General features: G+C 47.0%; 15 protein-coding genes, 4 pseudogenes and 1 other annotated feature. Of the genes and pseudogenes, 18 read left to right on the top strand and 1 reads right to left on the bottom strand.

Annotated features, from left to right (window positions below; translation table 11 throughout):
• Positions 1–10 precede the first annotated feature (10 nt).
• The 13 genes and pseudogenes from BpJC4_RS05180 (at position 11) to BpJC4_RS05240 (ending at position 15,186) form a co-directional block, all read left to right on the top strand.
• Positions 11–702: pseudogene (locus tag BpJC4_RS05180) on the top strand (MerR family transcriptional regulator).
• A 118-nt stretch (positions 703–820) separates the two neighbouring features.
• A complete protein-coding gene (locus BpJC4_RS05185; RefSeq protein ID WP_151681468.1) occupies positions 821–1,900 on the top strand; it encodes an NAD(P)H-dependent flavin oxidoreductase in 1,080 nt (359 codons plus the stop codon).
• A 14-nt stretch (positions 1,901–1,914) separates the two neighbouring features.
• On the top strand, positions 1,915–2,478 hold the full coding sequence (locus tag BpJC4_RS05190) for a GNAT family N-acetyltransferase (RefSeq protein ID WP_151681469.1): 564 nt from the start codon (positions 1,915–1,917) through the stop codon (positions 2,476–2,478).
• Positions 2,479–2,581: 103 nt separating this feature from the next.
• Positions 2,582–2,803: a binding site (T-box leader), on the top strand.
• Between the two features lie 224 nt (positions 2,804–3,027).
• Entirely contained in the window at positions 3,028–3,225 is a 198-nt protein-coding gene (locus BpJC4_RS05195) for a DALR anticodon-binding domain-containing protein (RefSeq protein WP_253718581.1), read from the top strand.
• 104 nt (positions 3,226–3,329) lie between these two features.
• On the top strand, positions 3,330–4,709 hold the full coding sequence (locus BpJC4_RS05200; RefSeq protein ID WP_151697603.1) for a dipeptidase: 1,380 nt from the start codon (positions 3,330–3,332) through the stop codon (positions 4,707–4,709).
• An 82-nt stretch (positions 4,710–4,791) separates the two neighbouring features.
• Positions 4,792–5,772, top strand: a pseudogene (locus BpJC4_RS05205) (DMT family transporter).
• Between the two features lie 172 nt (positions 5,773–5,944).
• Positions 5,945–6,937 (top strand): thiamine pyrophosphate-dependent dehydrogenase E1 component subunit alpha, encoded by a 993-nt coding sequence (locus BpJC4_RS05210; protein WP_151680500.1) that lies wholly within the window; start codon positions 5,945–5,947, stop codon positions 6,935–6,937.
• A 24-nt stretch (positions 6,938–6,961) separates the two neighbouring features.
• A complete protein-coding gene (locus tag BpJC4_RS05215) occupies positions 6,962–7,990 on the top strand; it encodes an alpha-ketoacid dehydrogenase subunit beta (protein WP_151680501.1) in 1,029 nt (342 codons plus the stop codon).
• A 30-nt stretch (positions 7,991–8,020) separates the two neighbouring features.
• Positions 8,021–9,241, top strand: coding sequence for a dihydrolipoamide acetyltransferase family protein (locus tag BpJC4_RS05220; RefSeq protein WP_151697604.1), 1,221 nt, complete (start codon positions 8,021–8,023; stop codon positions 9,239–9,241).
• Between the two features lie 18 nt (positions 9,242–9,259).
• Positions 9,260–10,642, top strand: a complete 1,383-nt coding sequence (gene lpdA, locus BpJC4_RS05225) for a dihydrolipoyl dehydrogenase (RefSeq protein WP_151680503.1) — start codon at positions 9,260–9,262, stop codon at positions 10,640–10,642.
• A 175-nt stretch (positions 10,643–10,817) separates the two neighbouring features.
• The gene (locus BpJC4_RS05230; protein ID WP_151680504.1) at positions 10,818–12,650 is read left to right on the top strand and encodes a sigma-54-dependent Fis family transcriptional regulator; all 1,833 of its coding nucleotides are present in this window, start codon (positions 10,818–10,820) and stop codon (positions 12,648–12,650) included.
• Between the two features lie 376 nt (positions 12,651–13,026).
• Positions 13,027–14,007: an MBL fold metallo-hydrolase gene (locus BpJC4_RS05235; protein ID WP_151680505.1), complete on the top strand. Its 981-nt coding sequence runs from the start codon at positions 13,027–13,029 to the stop codon at positions 14,005–14,007.
• A 138-nt stretch (positions 14,008–14,145) separates the two neighbouring features.
• The gene (locus BpJC4_RS05240) at positions 14,146–15,186 is read left to right on the top strand and encodes a threonine aldolase family protein (RefSeq protein ID WP_151680506.1); all 1,041 of its coding nucleotides are present in this window, start codon (positions 14,146–14,148) and stop codon (positions 15,184–15,186) included.
• Positions 15,187–15,485: 299 nt separating this feature from the next.
• Here the strand turns inward: BpJC4_RS05240 and BpJC4_RS05245 are convergent, their stop codons facing one another.
• Entirely contained in the window at positions 15,486–16,001 is a 516-nt protein-coding gene (locus tag BpJC4_RS05245) for an O-acetyl-ADP-ribose deacetylase (RefSeq protein ID WP_151680507.1), read from the bottom strand.
• Positions 16,002–16,137: 136 nt separating this feature from the next.
• Here BpJC4_RS05245 and BpJC4_RS05250 point away from each other — a divergent pair, with 136 nt between their 5' ends.
• The 5 genes and pseudogenes from BpJC4_RS05250 to BpJC4_RS05270 all read left to right on the top strand — a co-directional run bounded on the left by BpJC4_RS05250 (position 16,138) and on the right by BpJC4_RS05270 (position 20,074).
• The gene (locus BpJC4_RS05250; RefSeq protein ID WP_151680508.1) at positions 16,138–16,317 is read left to right on the top strand and encodes an H-type small acid-soluble spore protein; all 180 of its coding nucleotides are present in this window, start codon (positions 16,138–16,140) and stop codon (positions 16,315–16,317) included.
• A gap of 185 nt (positions 16,318–16,502) precedes the next feature.
• Positions 16,503–16,808, top strand: a complete 306-nt coding sequence (locus tag BpJC4_RS05255; protein WP_151680509.1) for an SDR family NAD(P)-dependent oxidoreductase — start codon at positions 16,503–16,505, stop codon at positions 16,806–16,808.
• A pseudogene (locus tag BpJC4_RS05260) lies at positions 16,750–17,395 on the top strand (thiolase family protein); the annotation flags it as partial. The gene BpJC4_RS05255 and the pseudogene BpJC4_RS05260, both read left to right, overlap by 59 nt.
• 16 nt (positions 17,396–17,411) lie before the next feature.
• A complete protein-coding gene (locus BpJC4_RS05265) occupies positions 17,412–18,545 on the top strand; it encodes a CaiB/BaiF CoA transferase family protein (protein ID WP_253718582.1) in 1,134 nt (377 codons plus the stop codon).
• Positions 18,546–18,571: 26 nt separating this feature from the next.
• A pseudogene (locus BpJC4_RS05270) lies at positions 18,572–20,074 on the top strand (class I adenylate-forming enzyme family protein).
• Positions 20,075–20,091: the final 17 nt, after the last annotated feature.

Below are 20,091 nucleotides of genomic sequence, written 5' to 3' on the forward strand. Positions count from 1 at the left end.
TGTCAGTACGTTGCGCCATTATGACGCGATCGGGCTGTTAAAGCCGGCGGAAATTTCACCGTCCGGCTACTGGCAATATTCCGATGAAAATCTGGAAACCCTGCAGCAAATTTTATTTTTCAAAGAATTGGGCTTCCCTTTGCAAAAGATCAAGGAAATCATCGATAGCCCTTCGTTTAACAGGCTGGAGGCGCTGCAACTGCAGCGGAACATGCTGATCGAAAAACGGAACCGGCTTAACAAGATGATCAACTTGATCGAAAAAAAATCCAATCGGAGAAAGGGGAAATCCAAATGTCCAATGAAGAAAAATTTAAAGGGTTCCGTTTTAAAGGAAATCCGTATGAGCAGGAAGCACGTGAAAAGTGGGGAGATCAGGCGGTGAATAAAGCAAACGCTAATCTTAAAAAGCTTTCCGCTGATGAAAAATCGGATTTAGCGGATGAAATGAACGGCATTTACCGCGAACTCGCCCGCATTCGCCATACCGCGCCGGACTCGACGGAAGCGCAGGACGCCATCCGCAAATGGTACGAATATTTAAACCGCCATTTCGGCCATTATTCTCCGGAGTCTTTTAAAGGGCTTGGCCAAATGTATGTGGATGATGAGCGGTTTACGAAAAACATCGACAAGTTCGGTGAAGGGCTGGCAGCATTTATGGCTGCGGCAATGGCGGTATTTGCGGAAAGAAATAGCTGAAAGAAAAAGGCAGAAGCTTACTGACGGCTTCTGCTTTTTTAGTTTTTTTGTATATTGAAGGATCTTAATCAAAAGAATAAACTTAAAATTATAGTGATTTCAAAAAGGGGATGTTTTCATGTGGCATGAAACAAAGGCGTCAATAATTTTATCCGTTCAATTTCCGATCATTCAAGCAGGTATGGCAGGCGGTGTGACGACGCCAGAACTGGTTGCGGCTGTGTCCAACGCGGGTGCGCTCGGCATGATCGGTGCCGGGTATATGACAGCGGATGCTTTGAAATCGGCGATTCAAGCGGTAAAGGCGGGGACGAATAAGCCTTTCGGGGTAAATTTGTTTGTGCCGGAAATTCCGAAAGTAAAGGATGGAGAACTGCAAAGGGCAAACGAATTGCTTGATCCAGTTCGCGAAAAACTTGGAATGGAAAAGGTTCATATGAAACCGGCTGTGGATGTTTCGGTTTTTTTTGAACAAGTCGAGATCGTCATCCGTTATCAGGTGCCAGTTTGCAGTTTTACATTCGGTATTCCGCCGGAATCTGTTATTAAAAAATTAAAAGCGCGCGGAACCATTTTGATTGGTACGGCCACTACAGTAGAAGAAGCCATTTTAAACGAAAAATCCGGAATGGACCTTGTCGTTGCGCAAGGGAGTGAAGCAGGCGGGCACCGCGGCAGTTTTGAGGGTGATTTCGCACATGCGATGATCGGCACGATGGCGCTTGTCCCTCAGGTTGCAGATGCGGTAAGCATCCCTGTCATTGCAGCGGGTGGTATCATGGACGGCCGCGGAATCCTTTCCTCGCTGATTTTAGGCGCGGAGGCGGTGCAGATGGGAACGGCGTTTTTAACGACGGCGGAAAGCGGTGCACATGCTTTACATAAAAAAGCGGTGTTGTCGGCCACTGAGGATCGGACGGTTGTCACTTCTACTTTCAGCGGCAAGCCGGCACGCGGAATTGAAAATGGATTTATCCGGGAAATGACGGAATATGAAAAAGAATTACCGCCTTATCCGATTCAAAATATACTTACGCAGGAAATCCGAAAAACAGCAGCCAAACAGGGAAACGCAGACTACCTTGCAATGTGGAGCGGTCAAAATCCGCGGCTGAGCCGGGAGCTTCCTGCCGATGAGCTTGTCCACCGGCTGGCCGGGGAGGTAGACGTATTAATTGGCAGAATAAAAGAAAAATAGCGGGGGAGATATGGATGTTTGGATATCAAATTGATGGTGAAGTTTCATTAAAACTTCCTGAATTAAGAGATGCAGAAACCGTATTTAAGCTGACAGATCAGTCAAGGCAGTATCTTCGCAAGTGGCTGCCATGGCTTGATGGAACAACGAGTGTGGAAGATACAAAAAATTTTATCCGGGCTCCACTGAAAGATTATGCAGAAAATAAAGGCATGACCGCGTTTGTTCTATTTAACGGGGAGATTTGCGGTACGGTAAGTTATAATTCAATCGATTGGACAAACAGGGCTGTCCATATCGGCTACTGGTTCGGTGAACCGTATCAGGGGCACGGCATCATGACGAAAGTAGTCAAAGCAATGACGGATTATGCTTTTAAACAATTAAATATGAACCGGGTTGAAATCCGGGCTGCCACTAATAATTCAAAAAGCAGGGCAATTCTCGAAAGGCTTGGATTTAAGGAAGAAGGCATTATCCGGCAGTCCGAATGGCTGTATGACCACTTTGTTGATCACGTAGTATACGGCATGCTGGCATCGGAGTGGAAAACAGGTAAAAAACCTGATATACGTTGAGAAAGACATGCGGGCAAAAAGATGCTAAATCATTTCAAAGATGAAATAACGGGAATTACGCTATTGTAATTTTTATAAAATTGGATATAATTCTTTAAAAAAGTTAAATTCAATGAAAAAGAGAGTATTGATTTGTGAAATTCAAGAGAGCCGGGGATGGTGGAAACCCAGTATGGAGCAAATCATGAAGCGAACTTTGGAAGGGCTTTCCTGAACAGAAGTAGGGAAAGACGGGAAGATTTCCGTTATCACATGAGGAACGGTTTTTATTTTCTTAAAAACAATAAGAGTGGTACCGCGGGTTGAATAAACGCCCGTCTCTTTACAGGATTGGTAGAGAGACAGGCATTTTTTATTTGGAGGGATAAAAGTGAATCATTGTATTTGCCGGGTTATTAAGTAAGGCTTTGGATGTCTTGCTTCAAAAAGAAATGATCGTCAACATGATCGAAAAACCTAAATTTAACCATTTGGGGAATTTCCAGTACAAGATGCAGAAGCTTGGTCTATTGTTACAGAGCTTATGGCTTTTCCGGATGTTATTCATCGTTGGAGGAGTATGATCCGTCGCAAATTGCCAAATATTTGATTGAGCGTGCAAAGGTATTTAATAAGTATTATGCGTCTGTCCGGATTTTGGAAAATCAAAACTTGAGATATTCGAGACTGGCACTTGTTTTATCGGTAAAAATAGTATTAAAAGAAGGCCTGAGATTATTGGAGATAAAGGCGCCGAAAGAAATGTAAGAGTCCATGCGCTTTTGAATGATATAAGTTACCGAATTTTTAAAAATGGAAAAACAATGCAACTTGGTTTACAATAATAATGTGAAATTAAAGGAGGTACCATTATGCCACAAACTTACCAACAGTATTTACAGGAGCACCGTGAACAGCATCTTAAGGAACTGTTTGACTTTCTTAAAATCCCGAGCATCAGTTCCTTATCTGAATATAAAGAAGATGTCAGGAATGCGGCAGAATGGTTAAAAGCGGAACTGGAGAAAACCGGAATGGAACATGCGGAGGTCATGAAAACGAAAGGGCATCCCGTTGTTTATGCTGACTGGCTGCACGCGGATGGGAAACCAACTGTCCTTATTTACGGGCATTACGATGTCCAGCCGGTTGATCCGCTGAACTTATGGGAAAGCGATCCCTTTCAGCCGGAAATTCGCGATGATAAAATTTATGCCCGCGGTGTGAGCGATGATAAAGGGCAGATTTTTATGCATGTCAAAGCAATCGATGCGTTCCTGCAAACGGATGGCAAGCTGCCTGTCAATATAAAAGTGCTTTTCGAAGGAGAGGAAGAAATCGGCAGCCCGCACCTGCCGGCCTTTGTGGAAGAACATAAGGATCTTTTGGCGGCGGATTTGATCGTCATATCCGATACTGGCATGCCGGAAAAAGATAAGCCAACGATCTGTTACGGGCTGCGCGGGTTATGCGGCCTTCAAATCAATGTGAAAGGAGCGACAAGCGATCTGCATTCGGGTGAGTACGGCGGCGGTGTCCAAAACGCAGCAACGGCACTTGTCGAATTATTGGCGTCTTTCCATGATAGAGACGGCAAAGTTTTAGTGGAAGGATTTTACGATAAAGTGGAGGAACTGACAGCTGAAGAAAAAGAAGCCTTCGCCAAATTGCAGGTGGATGAGGAAAAACTGCGTAAACAACTTGGCGTACCGGAGCTTTTCGGGGAAAAAGGATATTCGTATACGGAAAGGACATCCGTCCGCCCGACGCTTGAAATCAACGGCATGCAGAGCGGCTTTACCGGGGAAGGGCTGAAAACCGTGCTGCCGTCCGAAGCGTTTGCCAAAATGACATGCCGGCTCGTGCCGAAGCAGGATCCGTATGAAATTCTGGAACTATTGAAAAAACATATCCATGCCCATACCCCAAAAGGTGTAACCGTTACGGTAACCGAGTTTGATAAAGGCTATCCGTATGTTACACCATTGGACCACCCGGCCATCCAGGCTGCCGGCAGGGCGTATGAAAAAGTGTACCAAGTGCCGGTGACGTATACCCGTGGCGGCGGTTCGATTCCGATCGTGGCGGCCTTTGATAACATTTTAAAACTGCCGGTAGTGCTGATGGGGTTTGCGCTTCCGACCGAAAATGCCCATGCGCCGAACGAACATTTCCATCTAGAAAACTTTGGCAAAGGTTTGGAAACAATTTGTGCCTATTGGAATGAGCTGCAAACGTTAATCTTTTCATAAAATATTGATGGGGAGAGCCCCCTCATAGGGACTTTTCGATTTTTCTGTATTCCAAAACTGCTGGGACAGGAGTGTGGGAGGAATGCGCCCGGTCATATTGGGAGTATGTGCCGCCTTCTTTTTTGCGATGACATTTATTTTAAACCGTTCGATGGAGCTGTCAGGGGGAAGCTGGATTTGGAGCGCTTCTTTAAGGTATATTTTTATGGTGCCTTTTCTTTTGACGATTGTATTCGCGAGGAAGAAATTTAGCGGGCTTTGGAAGGAAATGCGAAAGCGGCCTTTTCAGTGGCTGTTGTGGAGCTTTTCAGGCTTTGTGCTTTTTTATGCGCCGTTATGTTATGCGGCAGCATTTGCGCCGGGCTGGCTTGTTGCGGGCACCTGGCAGATTACGATTATCCGGGTCGCTGCTGGCGCCTTTCTTTTTTAAAACCGTCCAAACAAAAAAAGGGCAGGTAAAAATGCGGAAAAAAATTCCGTTCCTGGGGCTGCGCTGGTCGCTTTTGATTTTATTAGGAGTTTTTCTTATGCAGCTGGAACAGGCCGGCCGCATTTCATTGCATCAAATTGCTTTGGGCGTATTGCCGGTGCTCGTGGCAACTTTTGCATATCCATTGGGGAACCGCAAAATGATGGAAATTTGCGAAGGGCGTCTTGATACATTCCAGCGCGTGCTCGGCATGACGCTTGCAAGTCTGCCTTTTTGGTTCATCCTTTCCCTTTACTGTCTGTATACATCCGGGCCGCCTGCTGAAACGCAAATCATCCAGTCGGACATCGTCGCAATTTTTTCCGGGGTGATCGCAACGGTACTGTTTTTTAAAGCAACCGATCTTGTCCGTGGTGATATGGCAAAATTATTACTCGTAGAGGCGACCCAGTCTTTAGAAGTACTGTTTGCGCTTTTTGGGGAAATGGTTTTTTTATCAATTCCAATACCCCGTTAATTTCCTGGATTGGAATCATGACCGTTATTGCCGGAATGGTGCTGCATAGCCTCACTTCCCGTAGAGTTGAAACGCCTGCTGCTTACGATGTGAAAGAAACCGAGACAAGTGTATAATTTGATCGGGAAAATTTGAGACAAAATGAGACACTTTGAGACTGTTGTCCCAATTTGTCTCATTTTTTGTTTCTGTAATTTTTGAAAAAACCGCCGCAGCAAGGCTTTTTCATTTGGCATACTTTTTGCGTATATATTAGGCGAAAGAATTATGACAAGGAGGATGGGTTGGATGGAAACATTAAAAGCAAGTGAACTGCAGTTAAGCAGGGAAAAGGCGCATTGGATGATCCAAAAAATGTTTGAAATCCGCAAATTTGAAGACAAAGTGCATGAAGTGTTTGCGACCGGAATTTTGCCGGGATTTGTCCACTTGTATGCCGGTGAAGAAGCGGTGGCCGTCGGAGTTTGCGCCCATCTGAACAATGAAGACACGATAACGAGCACGCACCGCGGCCATGGTCACTGTATTGCCAAAGGCTGCGATTTAAAAGGGATGATGGCGGAGATTTACGGAAAAGCAACTGGCCTGTGCAAAGGAAAAGGAGGATCGATGCATATTGCCGACCTGGATAAAGGGATGCTCGGGGCAAACGGGATTGTCGGTGGTGGATTTCCGCTTGCATGCGGAGCAGCGCTGACAGCGAAGTATAAAAAGACCCGAAATGTAAGCGTTTGCTTCTTTGGCGACGGCGCGAACAACCACGGCACTTTCCACGAAGGCATCAATTTGGCGGCAGCTTGGAAGCTTCCGGTTGTGTTTGTTGCAGAAAATAACGGCTACGCAGAAGCTACGCCTTTCTCCTATGCATCCAGTTGCAAAACGATCGCAGACAGGGCCATTTCCTATAATATTCCTGGTGTGCGCGTCGATGGGAAAGATGTTGTCGCTGTGTACCAAGCTGCGAAGGAAGCGGTGGAAAGGGCGCGCAACGGGGAAGGCCCGACTTTAATTGAATGTGTGACTTATCGGAACTACGGCCATTTTGAAGGCGATGCGCAGACCTATAAAGCGGAAAAAGAAAAAGCAGAGCAGCTGAACGAAAAGGATGCCATCTTGCAGTTTAAAAAATATTTGATTGAGCAAAATTTGATGACCGAATCGGTAATCGACAGCCTGGAACAAAAAGTAGACAACGAGATTACCGAAGCCGTGAAATTCAGCGAAGAAAGCCCTTATCCGGATTCGTCCGAGCTGTTGACGGATGTATATGTATCTTACTAATCCATGAAAAAGGAGGGATTTCAAATGGGAAGAATAATCACGATGTCACAGGCGATCAATGAAGCGATTAAACTTGCAATGAGGAAAGACGAAAATGTCATTCTAATGGGGGAAGATGTTGCAGGCGGCGCGGAAGTCGACCATCTGCAGGACGAGGAAGCATGGGGCGGTGTGCTCGGCGTCACAAAAGGCCTTGTCCAGGAATTCGGCCGTGAACGCATTCTCGATACACCAATTACGGAAGCGGGCTATATGGGGGCTGCGATGGCCGCGGCGTCAACTGGCTTAAGGCCGATTGCAGAGCTCATGTTCAACGATTTTATCGGCAGCTGTTTGGACGAAGTGCTGAACCAGGGCGCAAAGTTCCGCTACATGTTCGGCGGGAAAGCGCAGGTGCCGGTCACGGTGAGGACAATGTATGGCGCGGGATTCCGGGCGGCGGCCCAGCACTCGCAAAGCCTGTATGCGCTTTTTACCGCAATCCCGGGCTTAAAAGTGGTTGTCCCGTCCACGCCTTACGATGCAAAAGGGCTCCTGCTCGCTGCGATCGAAGACAATGATCCAGTGATCTTTTTCGAAGATAAAACGCTTTACAACATGAAAGGGGAGGTGCCGGAAGATTATTATACGATCCCGCTCGGCAAAGCGGATATCAAGCGTGAAGGCAGCGACTTAACCATTGTTGCGATCGGAAAGCAGGTCCAGACAGCGCTCGAGGCAGCGGAAACCCTTGCCAATAACGGGATAGAAGTTGAAGTGGTAGACCCGCGCAGCTTATCGCCGCTCGATGAAAACGTGATTCTCCAATCGGTTGCAAAGACGAACAGGCTGATCGTCGTCGATGAGGCCAATCCGAGGTGCAATGTTGCGACTGATATTGCGGCACTTGTTGCGGATAAAGGATTTGACGATCTTGATGCCCCGATCAAACGTATCACTGCGCCGCACACGCCGGTTCCGTTCTCGCCGGTGCTGGAAGACTTGTATTTGCCGTCACCGCAAAAAATCGTGCAAGCTGTATCGGAAATTTTAGGGGAACCAATCGGACAATAACAGACAGATAGAAAGAAAGGAGTGATCGGCATGCCGGTTGAAGTCATCATGCCAAAGCTGGGGATGGCCATGAAGGAAGGAACGGTTTCACAATGGAATAAAACGGAAGGTGATCCTGTCAAAAAAGGCGATCTAATCGCCAATATCAATTCGGAAAAAATTGAAATGGAGATTGAATCACCGGCTGATGGGACCATTTTAAAAATCAATGTGCCGGAAGGAGAAGGGGTGCCGCCCGGAACGGTGATCTGCTATATCGGAAACCCAGGTGAAAAAGTTGAAGCAAGCAAAACCGCGGTGCAGGCAGCCGAGGAGAAAAACGAAGAACGGGGCGTGAAAGTGGATAATATTGGAAAATATCCGTTAAGGCAGGAAAAAGAGCGGGTCAAAATCTCCCCGGTTGCGCGGAAAATGGCGGAAGCAGCGGGCCTTAAACCGGAAGACATCCAAGGCACCGGACCGGGAGGAAGAATTACAAAAGAAGATGTTCAGCGGGCAATGAAAGCATTAAAAGAAAATTCGGCGGAAACACGGATCGAAAAGGCTGAACCTGCGGCGGAAACGGCGAAACGGACACCGGTTTCCGGCATGCGTAAAGTGATTGCCGGCCGAATGCTCGACAGCCTGCAAAGCACAGCGCAGCTTACGATTACAATGAAAGCCGACGTAACAGAACTGGTTGCTTTGCAAAAACAATCAAAAGAAACGGTGGCTAAGCGTTACGGCGGCAAATTGACGATGACCGATTTTGTCGCGAGGGCCGTTATTCTGGCACTCAAGCAGCATCCGATTATGAACAGCGCGTACATTGATGATTCGATTGTCACCTATCCGGACGTTCATTTAGGCATTGCGGTTGCGCTTGAAAAAGGACTCGTTGTTCCGGCCATCCGCAACGCGGGAAGCAAAACGCTGATCGAGCTGTCAAAAGAAATAAAAGAAAAAGCACTAGCGGCACGGGAGGGAAAACTACTAACCGACGATTTGCAGGGTTCGACATTTACAATTTCAAGCCTCGGAGCAAGCGGCGTTGAATTTTTCACCCCAATTTTAAATCCTCCGGAAGCCGGCATTTTAGGCATCGGTGCGGTTTCGGACGAAGCTGTGTTTATTGGTGATACGGTAAAAAAAAGGAGCCGGTTGCCGCTCAGCCTGACGTTTGACCATCGCGCGCTCGACGGGGCGCCTGCAGCAGCCTTTTTACAAACTGTAAAACAATATTTGGAAGAGCCGATTACGATGCTTTTGTGAAGAAAGGAGGGAGAAAAATTGGCAACGATCGCGATTATCGGCGGCGGGCCAGCCGGGTACGTCGCCGCCATTACAGCGGCACAGCAGGGGGCAGGTGTCATATTGATTGAGCAGGCATCTTTAGGCGGCACCTGCTTAAATGAAGGATGCATACCGACCAAAACGCTTTTGGAAAGCGCCGGACGATACAGGGACATACAGCATGAAGAAACATTCGGCATCCGGTTAAACGGTCGGGATGTTACAGTTGACTGGACGGCAGTGCTTGACAGGAAAAATGCCATTGTTTCGCATCTTGTGCAGGGCGTTCAATACTTAATGAAGAAAAATAAGATTAAAGTGGTGCAGGGAAAGGCAGTCTTCCAATCGAGCTGCTCCGTTTTAGTGGAAACGTCGAACGGCACTGTTGAGATCGAAGCGGACCGGTTTATCATTGCAACGGGGTCGGAGCCAGCCGCGCTCCCGTTCGCCCCGTTTGACGGAAAATGGGTGATCGACAGCACGCAGGCTATGTCCCTGCCCGGGATTCCATCTTCCTTATTGATTGTCGGCGGCGGTGTAATCGGGTGCGAGTTCGCCAGCATTTACAGCCGGCTTGGCGTAAAGGTTTCAATCGTGGAAATGGCGGACCAGATTTTGCCGGGTGAAGATGCCGATATCGCGGCAATTTTAAAGGAACAGCTGGAAAAAGACGGGGTGAACATTTACAAGTCTGCAGCGGTGAAGGAATTGGATCCGGAAAAGAATTGCGCTGTTGTAGAACATGCAGGTCAAAATGTTGAGATGTATGCGGATTACGCGCTTGTTTCCATCGGAAGAAAACCGAATACACAAGGCCTGGGGCTGGAAAACGCCGGTGTGGAGTATTCAAAAACTGGGATTATGGTGAACGAAAAAATGCAGACGACCCATCCGGATATTTATGCATGTGGAGATTGCATCGGCGGCATCCAGCTTGCCCATGTCGCCTTCCACGAAGGCAAAGTTGCCGCGTTAAATGCGTGCGGCATCGAAACTTCAGCCAATTACCGGGCCGTTCCACGCTGCATTTACACTTTTCCTGAAATTGCCGGCGTCGGCTTGACTGAAAAGCAGGCAAAAGAGATGTATGGTTCGGTCCGGATCGGCGAATTCCCGTTTTCGGCAAACGGAAAAGCGATGATTTCCGGGGAGCAGGCGGGAAAAGTCAAAGTCGTAATTGAACTGGAATATGAAGAAGTGGTCGGTTTGTCCATTGCGGGCCCGCATGCAACGGAATTGATCGGGCAGGGGGCGCTGATGCTGAATGCGGAAATGACGGCCGATATGCTTGATCAGTATATTGTCGCCCACCCGACTGTTTCGGAAGCGATCCATGAAGCGTTGCTGAATGCAACAGGCCAGGCCGTGCATATATTATGATTTCCCGGCAGTCGGAAAACTGCCGGGAAATCTATTTCAATTTTTTTTATAAAAACGATTAGCCACTTTGTTATATTGAAAACGCTTTCTAGATTCGTTTATAATAGAAAAGTAGTCACCACGAACTTCATTCCTGTTTCGAAACATTTCTATTATAAATCGGGAGGGATGAAAGATGGCGGTATGTTATTTGAATACTTGGAAACGGTTTGTACAGGAAGGAACATTGGATCCGGCCAGGCTGAACAAAAGAATCGCAGAATCATGGTACCGTTGCAAAAAGCGGGATGTCAACCCTTATTTGCGGAAAGGGCAGCATATCCTGCCGGACTATAAACTTGCAAAAAAGCGGGAATTACATAAAGTATTTTTGGATACTATGGCAAAACACCTGAAGCAAATGGAGCATATGATTCGTGAAGCCGGGATGATGGCGCTGATCATCGACCCCGAAGGCTATGTATTGTCGATTTCAGGAAGCCTGAGAACGATCCATGAAGCCGAAAAAATTAATTTTGTCGAAGGCGTTTGCTGGACGGAAGAACAGGTGGGGACAAACGCGATCGGAACGTCGCTGCAGACAGGCGAAGCCGTTATGGTCAATGGCACCGAGCACTTTTCGATTGCTTCCCACCAATGGAGCTGCGCTGCCGCACCGATTTACGACAGCCGCAAAAATTTATTGGGTGTGATTGATTTATCCTGCCCGTATGAACAGTCTCATCCTTTTATGCTCGGCATGGCTTCTTCATTGGCTTATGCCGTGGAACAGGAAACATTCCGTCTTGCCTCCCTCCGGCATGAAGTATTGGTCCAAAAGGCTGTTAAATTGGCGGAACAATATACGGATCAGCCGTTTGTGATTGTGGATCAGGAAGGAAAAGCCGTTGCGGCAAGCCGGCCTGTCCGCGAAAAGGTGCCGGGTTATTTCGGGAGACCGCTTGAAGAAATCACCTCTAAAGCATTCACCATTTTAAAACAGTCTCCACTTTTGTCTTCCTATCAGGAAAAAATTGGTACATGTTTCTTACTATCGGAATATCCAAATCAGTTAATCCGTAAAAACCAAAAAGAAACATTCCATTTTCAAGGTGCAGCAGGCATTAATAAAAGTTTTCAAGATACATTACAAAAAACAAAGCTCGCGGCATTATCCGATACCACCTGTTTTATCACGGGGGAGACAGGCACTGGAAAAGAGCTTATTGCGAGCGCTATCCATGAAAACAGCAGGCGGAAAAACGGGCCGTTTGTTGCGGTCAATTGCGGCGCCATTCCCCGGGATTTAATGGAAAGCGAGTTTTTCGGCTATGCGGAAGGGGCTTTTACCGGCGCAAAAAAGCACGGTTACAAAGGGAAATTTGAACAGGCAAACGGCGGTACGTTATTTTTGGATGAAGTGGCTGAACTGCCGTTTTCGATGCAGACGGCATTATTACGCGTAGTGCAGGAAAGAAAAGTGGTTCCGGTCGGCGCGGCGAAAGAAGTAGCTGTCGATGTCCGGATCGTGGCCGCCACCCACAGGGATTTGCCGAAGCTCGTGAAAGAAGGAAAGTTCCGCGAGGATTTATACTACCGCCTTTTTGTCTTTCCGATCCATGTGCCGCCCCTGAGGGAGAGAAAAGAAGACATCCCGGCACTCATAAGGTATTTATGCAAGCAGCGGAATTGGGATTTTGTTGTGCCGCGATTCGCCATGGAAAAGATGCTGGATTATGATTGGCCGGGCAATATCCGCGAACTTATGAACGTTCTTGAAAATATGCAGTTGCTCAACATGGCAGGTGAGGAAGAAGTGGAGCGGTACGTCCGCAATTATTTTTCCGCCCAAAAAGGGTTGCCCGAAGCGGAAAAACAGGCACCGGAACTGAGCGCCAGGGAGAAAATCGAGCGCGATATGATCATTGAAACGTTAAAGCATACGAAAGGTAAAGCGGCAGCTGCGGCGAAATTACTGGACATTCCGCGCAGCACTTTTTACAGGAAACTGCGGAAATACGGCCTGTGATAAGGGTTTGACGCCCCGTTTCAGGGGGTAGAAACATATATAGTGAAGAAACCGGGTGATTCAGTTGCTTGATGTATGATATAGAAAGAGATCAAAGGTATACGTATTTTGAGTTTTTTATAAAAAATTGCATTGCTTTTATATTACTGCAGGCGAATTTAAGGTGGAAACCGCGAAACATAGAATAAAAGAACTTCCGCTGGCGCCTGACCGATTTTTGCTGGATGCTATTGATTATGGTTCGTTTCGATTCGTCGGACCTAAAGTTTCAGGGACCGTCTATTGCGGAACACTAAGGCAGTATATTTGAAAAATTATAAAAATCATTTGCCGATTTTCTCCTGAAAAGGTATTCTAAATGTGAGGAGGGATGGATTTGGCAAATTTTGCAGAGAAAACGGAAAGATGTGCCGGGGATAGATTAACGAAAGTGGCAGAAAATGTCTACAAGCTGGTTGTCCGTTTTCCGTTTGGTATGCGGGCGGTCAATTGTTATCTGTTTAAAGGGGAAAAAGGATATACCGTTGTCGATACAGGGGATTACCATGAAGGCGCAATGAACACCTGGGAAGCGTTGCTTGAACCTGGCTTCCCGCTTGAAAAACTTGTATTGACCCATGCGCATCCCGATCATCTCGGGCTTGCGAAGTGGCTAAAAGAACAGTATCATGTGCCCATTTTCATGTCGGATTTAAGCTGGCAGGTGGTGCAGGAAACAAAAGCGCGGTTTACAGCTTCGCATGATAAGTATGACCATATTTTACAAAAACACGGCGGGCCTGCCTTGCCGAAGCGGAATTACGCAAGGGAAATCCCGAAATACGACTTTGAGCCGGATGGACTTTTTACGAATCGTGAAATGATTTTCTTAGGGGACGATGAATATGAAACGATTTGGACGCCGGGCCATGCACCGGACCATTTTTGTTTTTACAACCGCGAAAAGAAAATCATGGTGCTCGGGGACCATGTATTAAAAGACCTGTCTCCGATTGTGGCGGCATGGTCGGAAAAAGATGAGAATCCGTTACAAGATTATTTTGACTCCTTGGACCGGATCAAAGACTTGCCGGCAAATGTCGCACTGCCGGGGCACGGCGGTTTGATTGGCGATGTAAAGGAGCGGGCGGAAAGTATCCGTATGCGCCATGAGCACCGGTTGGATCAAATTCTGGAGTCGCTGGAAACGGGCCGGAAAACAGCTGCCCAAATCTGCCGCGAAGTCTATGGCGACGTCGGGATCAAAAAATTTTTTTCACCGTTTATGGCAACGGTTACAAGATGCATCTATCTTGAATCGGCCGGGAAAATTTCCAGTGAGATGGTTGGCGGGAATATTTTTTATTTTATCCGGTAGTAGTTTTTCAAATGGTCTGCTTTGGAATCCGCTGCAATGGATTTTAAAGCAGATTATTTTTTTACAGTTTGACAAGAAATCAAAAAATTGCTGCTATAATTGACTTAATAGATTTTAAAAGAATTTGGAGTTGATCGCATGTACAGTTTCAAAAATGATTACAGCGAAGGGGCACATCCCCGTATTTTGAAAGCGTTAATGAAAACAAATTTTGAACAGGAAGCCGGATACGGGGAAGACCGGTATTCACAGCAGGCGGTTGAACTGCTGAAGAATAGGCTTGGGCGCAATGATGTGGATATTCACCTATTATCGGGTGGGACGCAAACCAACCTGACGGCCATTTCTTCATTCCTAAAGCCCCACGAAGCGGCGATTGCAGCTGAAACCGGCCATATTTTTACCCACGAAACAGGTGCGATCGAAGCAACTGGCCATAAAGTTGTTGCAATGAAAACGGCCGATGGGAAATTGACCCCTGCCCATATCCAGCAAATTCTCGACGGTCATCCCGACGAACATATGGTAAAACCAAAGCTTGTATACATATCAGAATCAACCGAAATCGGTTCAGTTTATCATAAGCGAGAACTTGAGGAATTGAGCGTTTTTTGCAAAGAGCATGATTTGCTCTTGTATATGGACGGGGCAAGGCTGGGATCGGCATTATGCGCGGACGGCAGTGATTTAAGGCTTGAAGAGATTCCCGATCTTGTTGATGCTTTTTACATTGGCGGAACAAAAAACGGCGCGTTGCTCGGTGAAGCATTGGTGATTTGCAATGATGTACTGAAAGCAGACTTCCGTTATTTGATGAAGCAAAGAGGAGCGCTGCTGGCAAAAGGGAGGCTGATTGGAATCCAGTTTGTGGAGCTTTTCCGGGACAATCTTTTTTTTGAACTGGCCATGCAAGCGAATCAAAAGGCGGCCTTGCTTCGGGAAGGAATCAGTGAAGCGGGTTTTGAATTTCTTACTGATTCCCCTACCAACCAGATTTTTCCGATCTTTCCGAACGCGCTGATCGCTGAGCTTGAGAAGAAATATGCGTTTCTGGTATGGGAAAAAGTTGATGGCGGGCATTCCGCCATCCGGCTTGTTACTTCATGGGCGGCGAAAGAGGATATGGTGCGGGCTTTTATTGCAGACGTAAAGACTAACAGGGTACCGGGAAAAGCGTAATCATCCGAATGTGAATAAAAACGCCAGTGGGCTAAACACCGGAGGAAAAGGCAACATATAGTGCAGAGCAGCGCATGAATGAAAACTGTTTTTAAGTAATCCGCTTCAATTACAGCCACTACCATGGCATATGAAGTGGACGATTTTTTCCGTCCAACAGCATGAATACGCCATCCCCGGTCTGTAAGGGGTCGCTGTCCGATCGTATGTTTCATATCTCGCCAGTTTTTATTATACCGGATATATGTGATAATAGAACGTATGTTTGTGCGTGAGGTACTTCAAAAAAATAAGCGGAATCATGAGGAGAAATCTGATTCCGTTTTTTCGTATGCCTGTTTTGTCCGTTCGTCAAAGCAAACCATCCAAACTTCCTGGACGCGTTCGGATGTTTCAAGGAACCGATGGATTGTACGGACAGCGATCTTGGCGGCCTGATCGAGCGGGAACTGGTAAACGCCGGTACTGATGGAAGGGAATGCAACGGTTCGGCATCCGTGCAATTCCGCCAGTTTCAGGCTGTTTTTGTAACTGTTTTCCAGCAATTCGGCTTCACGATGGTCGCCTCCCTGCCATACCGGACCCGGTGTATGGATTACGTATTTTGCCGGCAGCCGATAGCCCTTTGTAATTTTTGCTTCTCCGGTTGGGCAGCCGTTCAATTTCCGGCATTCTTCCAACAGTTCAGGCCCTGCTGCCCGATGGATTGCCCCATCAACACCCCCTCCGCCGAGCAATGTCGTGTTTGCCGCATTAACAATCGCATCTGCAGCAACCGTCGTAATATCGCCAAGCATTATTTGAAAAGATTTCATTTGCCGACCTCCCCGTGTCTTCCTTGTACTATTTTACCACAGGCAAGGGGAACACACCTTTTCCAAAATAACCGGTATAGTAAAAAACGTTTACATCCATACTTTTATTGTAAAAATACAACGGGAGGCACCTTATATGGACATACAACGCGCGCAAGAAATTATGAATTCTTCGGAGATGGTGAATGTTACCTTGAATGGCGAGAGAATTTATATTGAACATGTCGACCGGCAGAAAGGGACAGCAACCGTCCATCTACTCGATAAACCGGATGAAAAGATGAGTGTATCCGTAACCAATTTGCTTGAACATTAAAAACGCCGCTCAAAATAGCGGCGTTTTTTCTGAAAAAAATCAGCTTGACACAAAAAAATCAAACATTTAGAATTTTAAGTACGGATTGGTCGCCATGATAGAAAGCCAGTTTACAAATCACTGAATGGCTTTCAATTTTTCGCAAAGGGGTTTGGGAAATGGATATCGGAAACTGAACAAGCGTGATGGGCGTGGCGTCAGGACTCGGCGAAGCAACGGTAAGAAGGATTGCCGCAAGTGGCGTGAAGGCATATATTTTGGACCTTCAGAAAGAAAAAGGAGAGAAGCTCGCAGAAGAACTGGGGGATCAAGTTCGCTTTATCCAAGCAAATGTGGCCGATGAGGAAAGTGTGCACGCCACCTTGGAACGAATTGAAAGCGTTAACATTTTAGTAAACTGTGCCGGGAGCGGCGAAGCCAAAAAACTTGATTTCTCTGGGATGCCACCGGCGCGCACTGCAGGCGCAAAAAGAAGGCCGTTTCAACCGTGAGATCATGCCCGCTTGAGGTCGTTTTACCGGGCGGTATGAATACGATCGTGGATAAAGACGAAGGGCCACGGGAAGATACATCGTTAGAAAAACTGTCAGGATTGAAGCCGGCGTTTAAAGAAGCCGGAAATATTACGGCTGGAAATTCGAGCCAAATCGGCGACGGCGCAGCGGCGATTTTGCTGATGTCGCGCGAAAAAGCGGATGACCTTGGCCTGAAACCCCGGTTCAGGGTGGTAGCACGTTCTGTTGTCGGGTCTGATCTGACATTGATGCAGACGGACCCGACCGAAAAAGTGCTGAAAAAAGCGGGACTTACGATCCAGGATATTGATGTGTTTGAAGTGAATGAGGCTTTTGCTTCCGTACCCCTTCCCTGACTGGCCGAAACTGACGCTGATGCTAAGAAGCTGAATCCGAATGGGGGTGCGATCATGCTTTGGCATCTGCTTGGCGCAAGCGGGGCCAGGCTGATGACAAATTGATGGATGCTTGAATTGGAGAGGACAGGCGACAGATATGGCCTGCAGACGATGTGCGAAGGGCATGGAATGGCAAATGTCACCATAATTGAAAGATTGGATTAAAGGTGCTTTTTTCTCATTGAGAGGAGGAAGTTGTATTTTTCCATTAATCGATATTGTTGTATTGGATTTGTCAAGGCTTTTGCCTGGCCCGTTCTGTACAATGATCCTTGCTGATTTCGGAGCGGAAGTGATCAAGATAGAAGCGCCAGGGGCTGGAGACTACGCGCGCCATTTTGAACCGAAGCTCGATGAAAACAGTACGATGTTTCATTCCTTGAACCGGAACAAAAAAAGCATTGTGCTCGATTTAAAGTCTGAGGAAGGCAAAAAGGAATTTTTAAAAATGGCGGAAACAGCCGATGTAGTGGTGGAATCATTCCGCCCCGGGGTCATGAAACGGCTCGGTCTTGATTATGAAACATTGAAAAAAGCAAATCCAGGCCTTGTTTATTGCGCCATCACGGGGTATGGGCAGACCGGCCCCTATGCCCAAATGCCGGGTCACGATATTAATTATATTAGTTATGCCGGCCTCCTGAATCTCATGGGAGAAAAAGGCGGGAAACCTGTTGTCCCTGCGGTGCAGATCGCGGATATCGGGGGCGGGGCTTATCCGGCAGTGGTGGGGATTCTGCTCGCGCTTTTGGAAAGGGAAAAATCCGGGAAAGGCCAGTTTGTCGATATTTCAATGATGGACGGGGTGCTTTCCTTCATGCAGGCAACACTCCCAAACTACTTGATGAAAAAGATTGATGCGAAACGCGGGAAGCAAATGCTATCCGGTGCGCTTGCCTGCTACGGGGTGTATGAAACAAAGGACGGGCGATGGCTGGCAGTTGGCGCCTTGGAGCCGAAATTTTGGGCCAATTTTTGTAATGGCATTATGAGACCGGATCTGATCCCGCTGCAAAACGAACCAATTGTACAGGAAAAATTAAAACGGGAAATCGAAACAATTATACTTCAGAAATCACTTTCTGAATGGATGGAGATTTTTAAAGATACGGAAGCCTGTGTTACCCCGGTACTGGATTTTTCCGAAATGGAGCATCATCAGCAAGTCGTCGCCAGGAAAATGATCCAGACGGTTCCGGTTGAAAATGTTGGCGAAGTAAAGCAAATCGGCATTCCGATTAAGTTATCCGACACACCGGGAAAAATTCGTTTCGAAGCACCAAAACTGGGGGACTCCCGGACGTTACATGAATAGAAAATATCCGAAAAGGAGTGGCGGCCATGTTAGTAGCAGAGCGGCTGGAACTACACGCGAAAACACAGCCCGACCGTATCATTACATCTTACCAGGAAAAGGAATTGACATACGCACAGTTTTTCGGATAGGCGAAAAGCCTGGCCGCGTATTTTCAGCAAAAAGGTTACAAAAAAGGCGACATTATTGCCCTTTTCCTTCACAATTCCGATGCGCTGTTAATTTCTTATTATGCCTGCCATCTCGGAGGTTTTACAGTCATGCCCGTCAACGCGAAACTTGCCCCGCCGGAAGTACAATATATTTTTACACATTCCGAAGCAAAAGTCCTCATCTATGATTATCGTTTTCACGATGCATTACAGGAAAACAAGCAAGAATTTGAGAAATTTCATGACCGTTTGGTAGTCGGCGGCGAAAATACTTTTTCAGCTGCTGCCGGGCAATATGGAAACTATTATCAGAGACCTTATACGGATGCTGAAGATACGGCTGTCATCTTTTATACTTCCGGCACAACTGGAAAACCAAAAGGAGTGATGCTATCTGCTGCGAATGTCCGTGCTGCAGCGCAAATTTGGTCGGAAGCGATGGATTTATCCGCCAAAGACCGCGTGCATATTGTAACGCCGCTTTTTCATTGTGCGGCCTGCCATGTCTTCAGCATACCGGTCATTTACCAGGGTGGCACAATTATCATAGAAGAACATTTTTCGCCTGAGAAAACGCTCGATACGATGGAAAAAGAGAAGGTGACGGTTTTTTTTGGTGTGCCGGCGATGTACAGCATCCTGCTCGGCACGCCGAAAATGGCACAAGCCGATTTATCCCGTCTGCGTCTGTTCTGTTACGGGGCTGCGCCGATGCCGTATGAACTCGTACGGCAGCTGAAGACGCGTTTTCCAGAAGTGAAAGTGCAAAACCTTTACGGCCAAACGGAAAACTCGCCTGCTGCTTCCACATTAAAAGACCATTATGCCTTGGAAAAAATCGGTTCTGTCGGCGAAGTGCTGCCGCAAACGGAGATCAGGGTGGTGGATGACTACGGCAATCCGGTCTCAGTTGGAGAGGTTGGCGAAATTGTTGTAAAAGGTCCGCAAGTGATGAAGGGCTATTTGAAAAATGACGAAGAGACCCGTCGGACGCTGCAGAACGGCTGGCTGTACAGCGGGGATCTTGGCCGTTTTGATGAAGACGGATTGCTGTATTTGGTTGACCGTAAAAAAGATATGCTAATTCGTGGCGGAGAAAATGTGTATCCTGTTGAAGTGGAAGAAGTGCTGTATGAAATGCCGGAAATATTGGAAGCTGCAGTGATCGGCATCCCGCACGAAGTATATGGGGAAGTCCCGAAAGCTTATATTGTTCTGAAAGAAGGGAGAAATCTTAGCGAAGAAGCTGTGCTTGCTTATTGCGCAAAGAAGCTTGCGAAATATAAATGGCCTGCCGAAGTGCAATTTTTGGACGCGCTTCCCCGCAATGCGAGCGGTAAAGTCATGAAACATGTTTTACGAAAACAAAATTCATAAAAAGGAGTGTATGATCT

This window comes from Weizmannia acidilactici, from assembly GCF_008974185.1.
GTDB lineage: Bacteria > Bacillota > Bacilli > Bacillales > Bacillaceae_C > Weizmannia > Weizmannia acidilactici.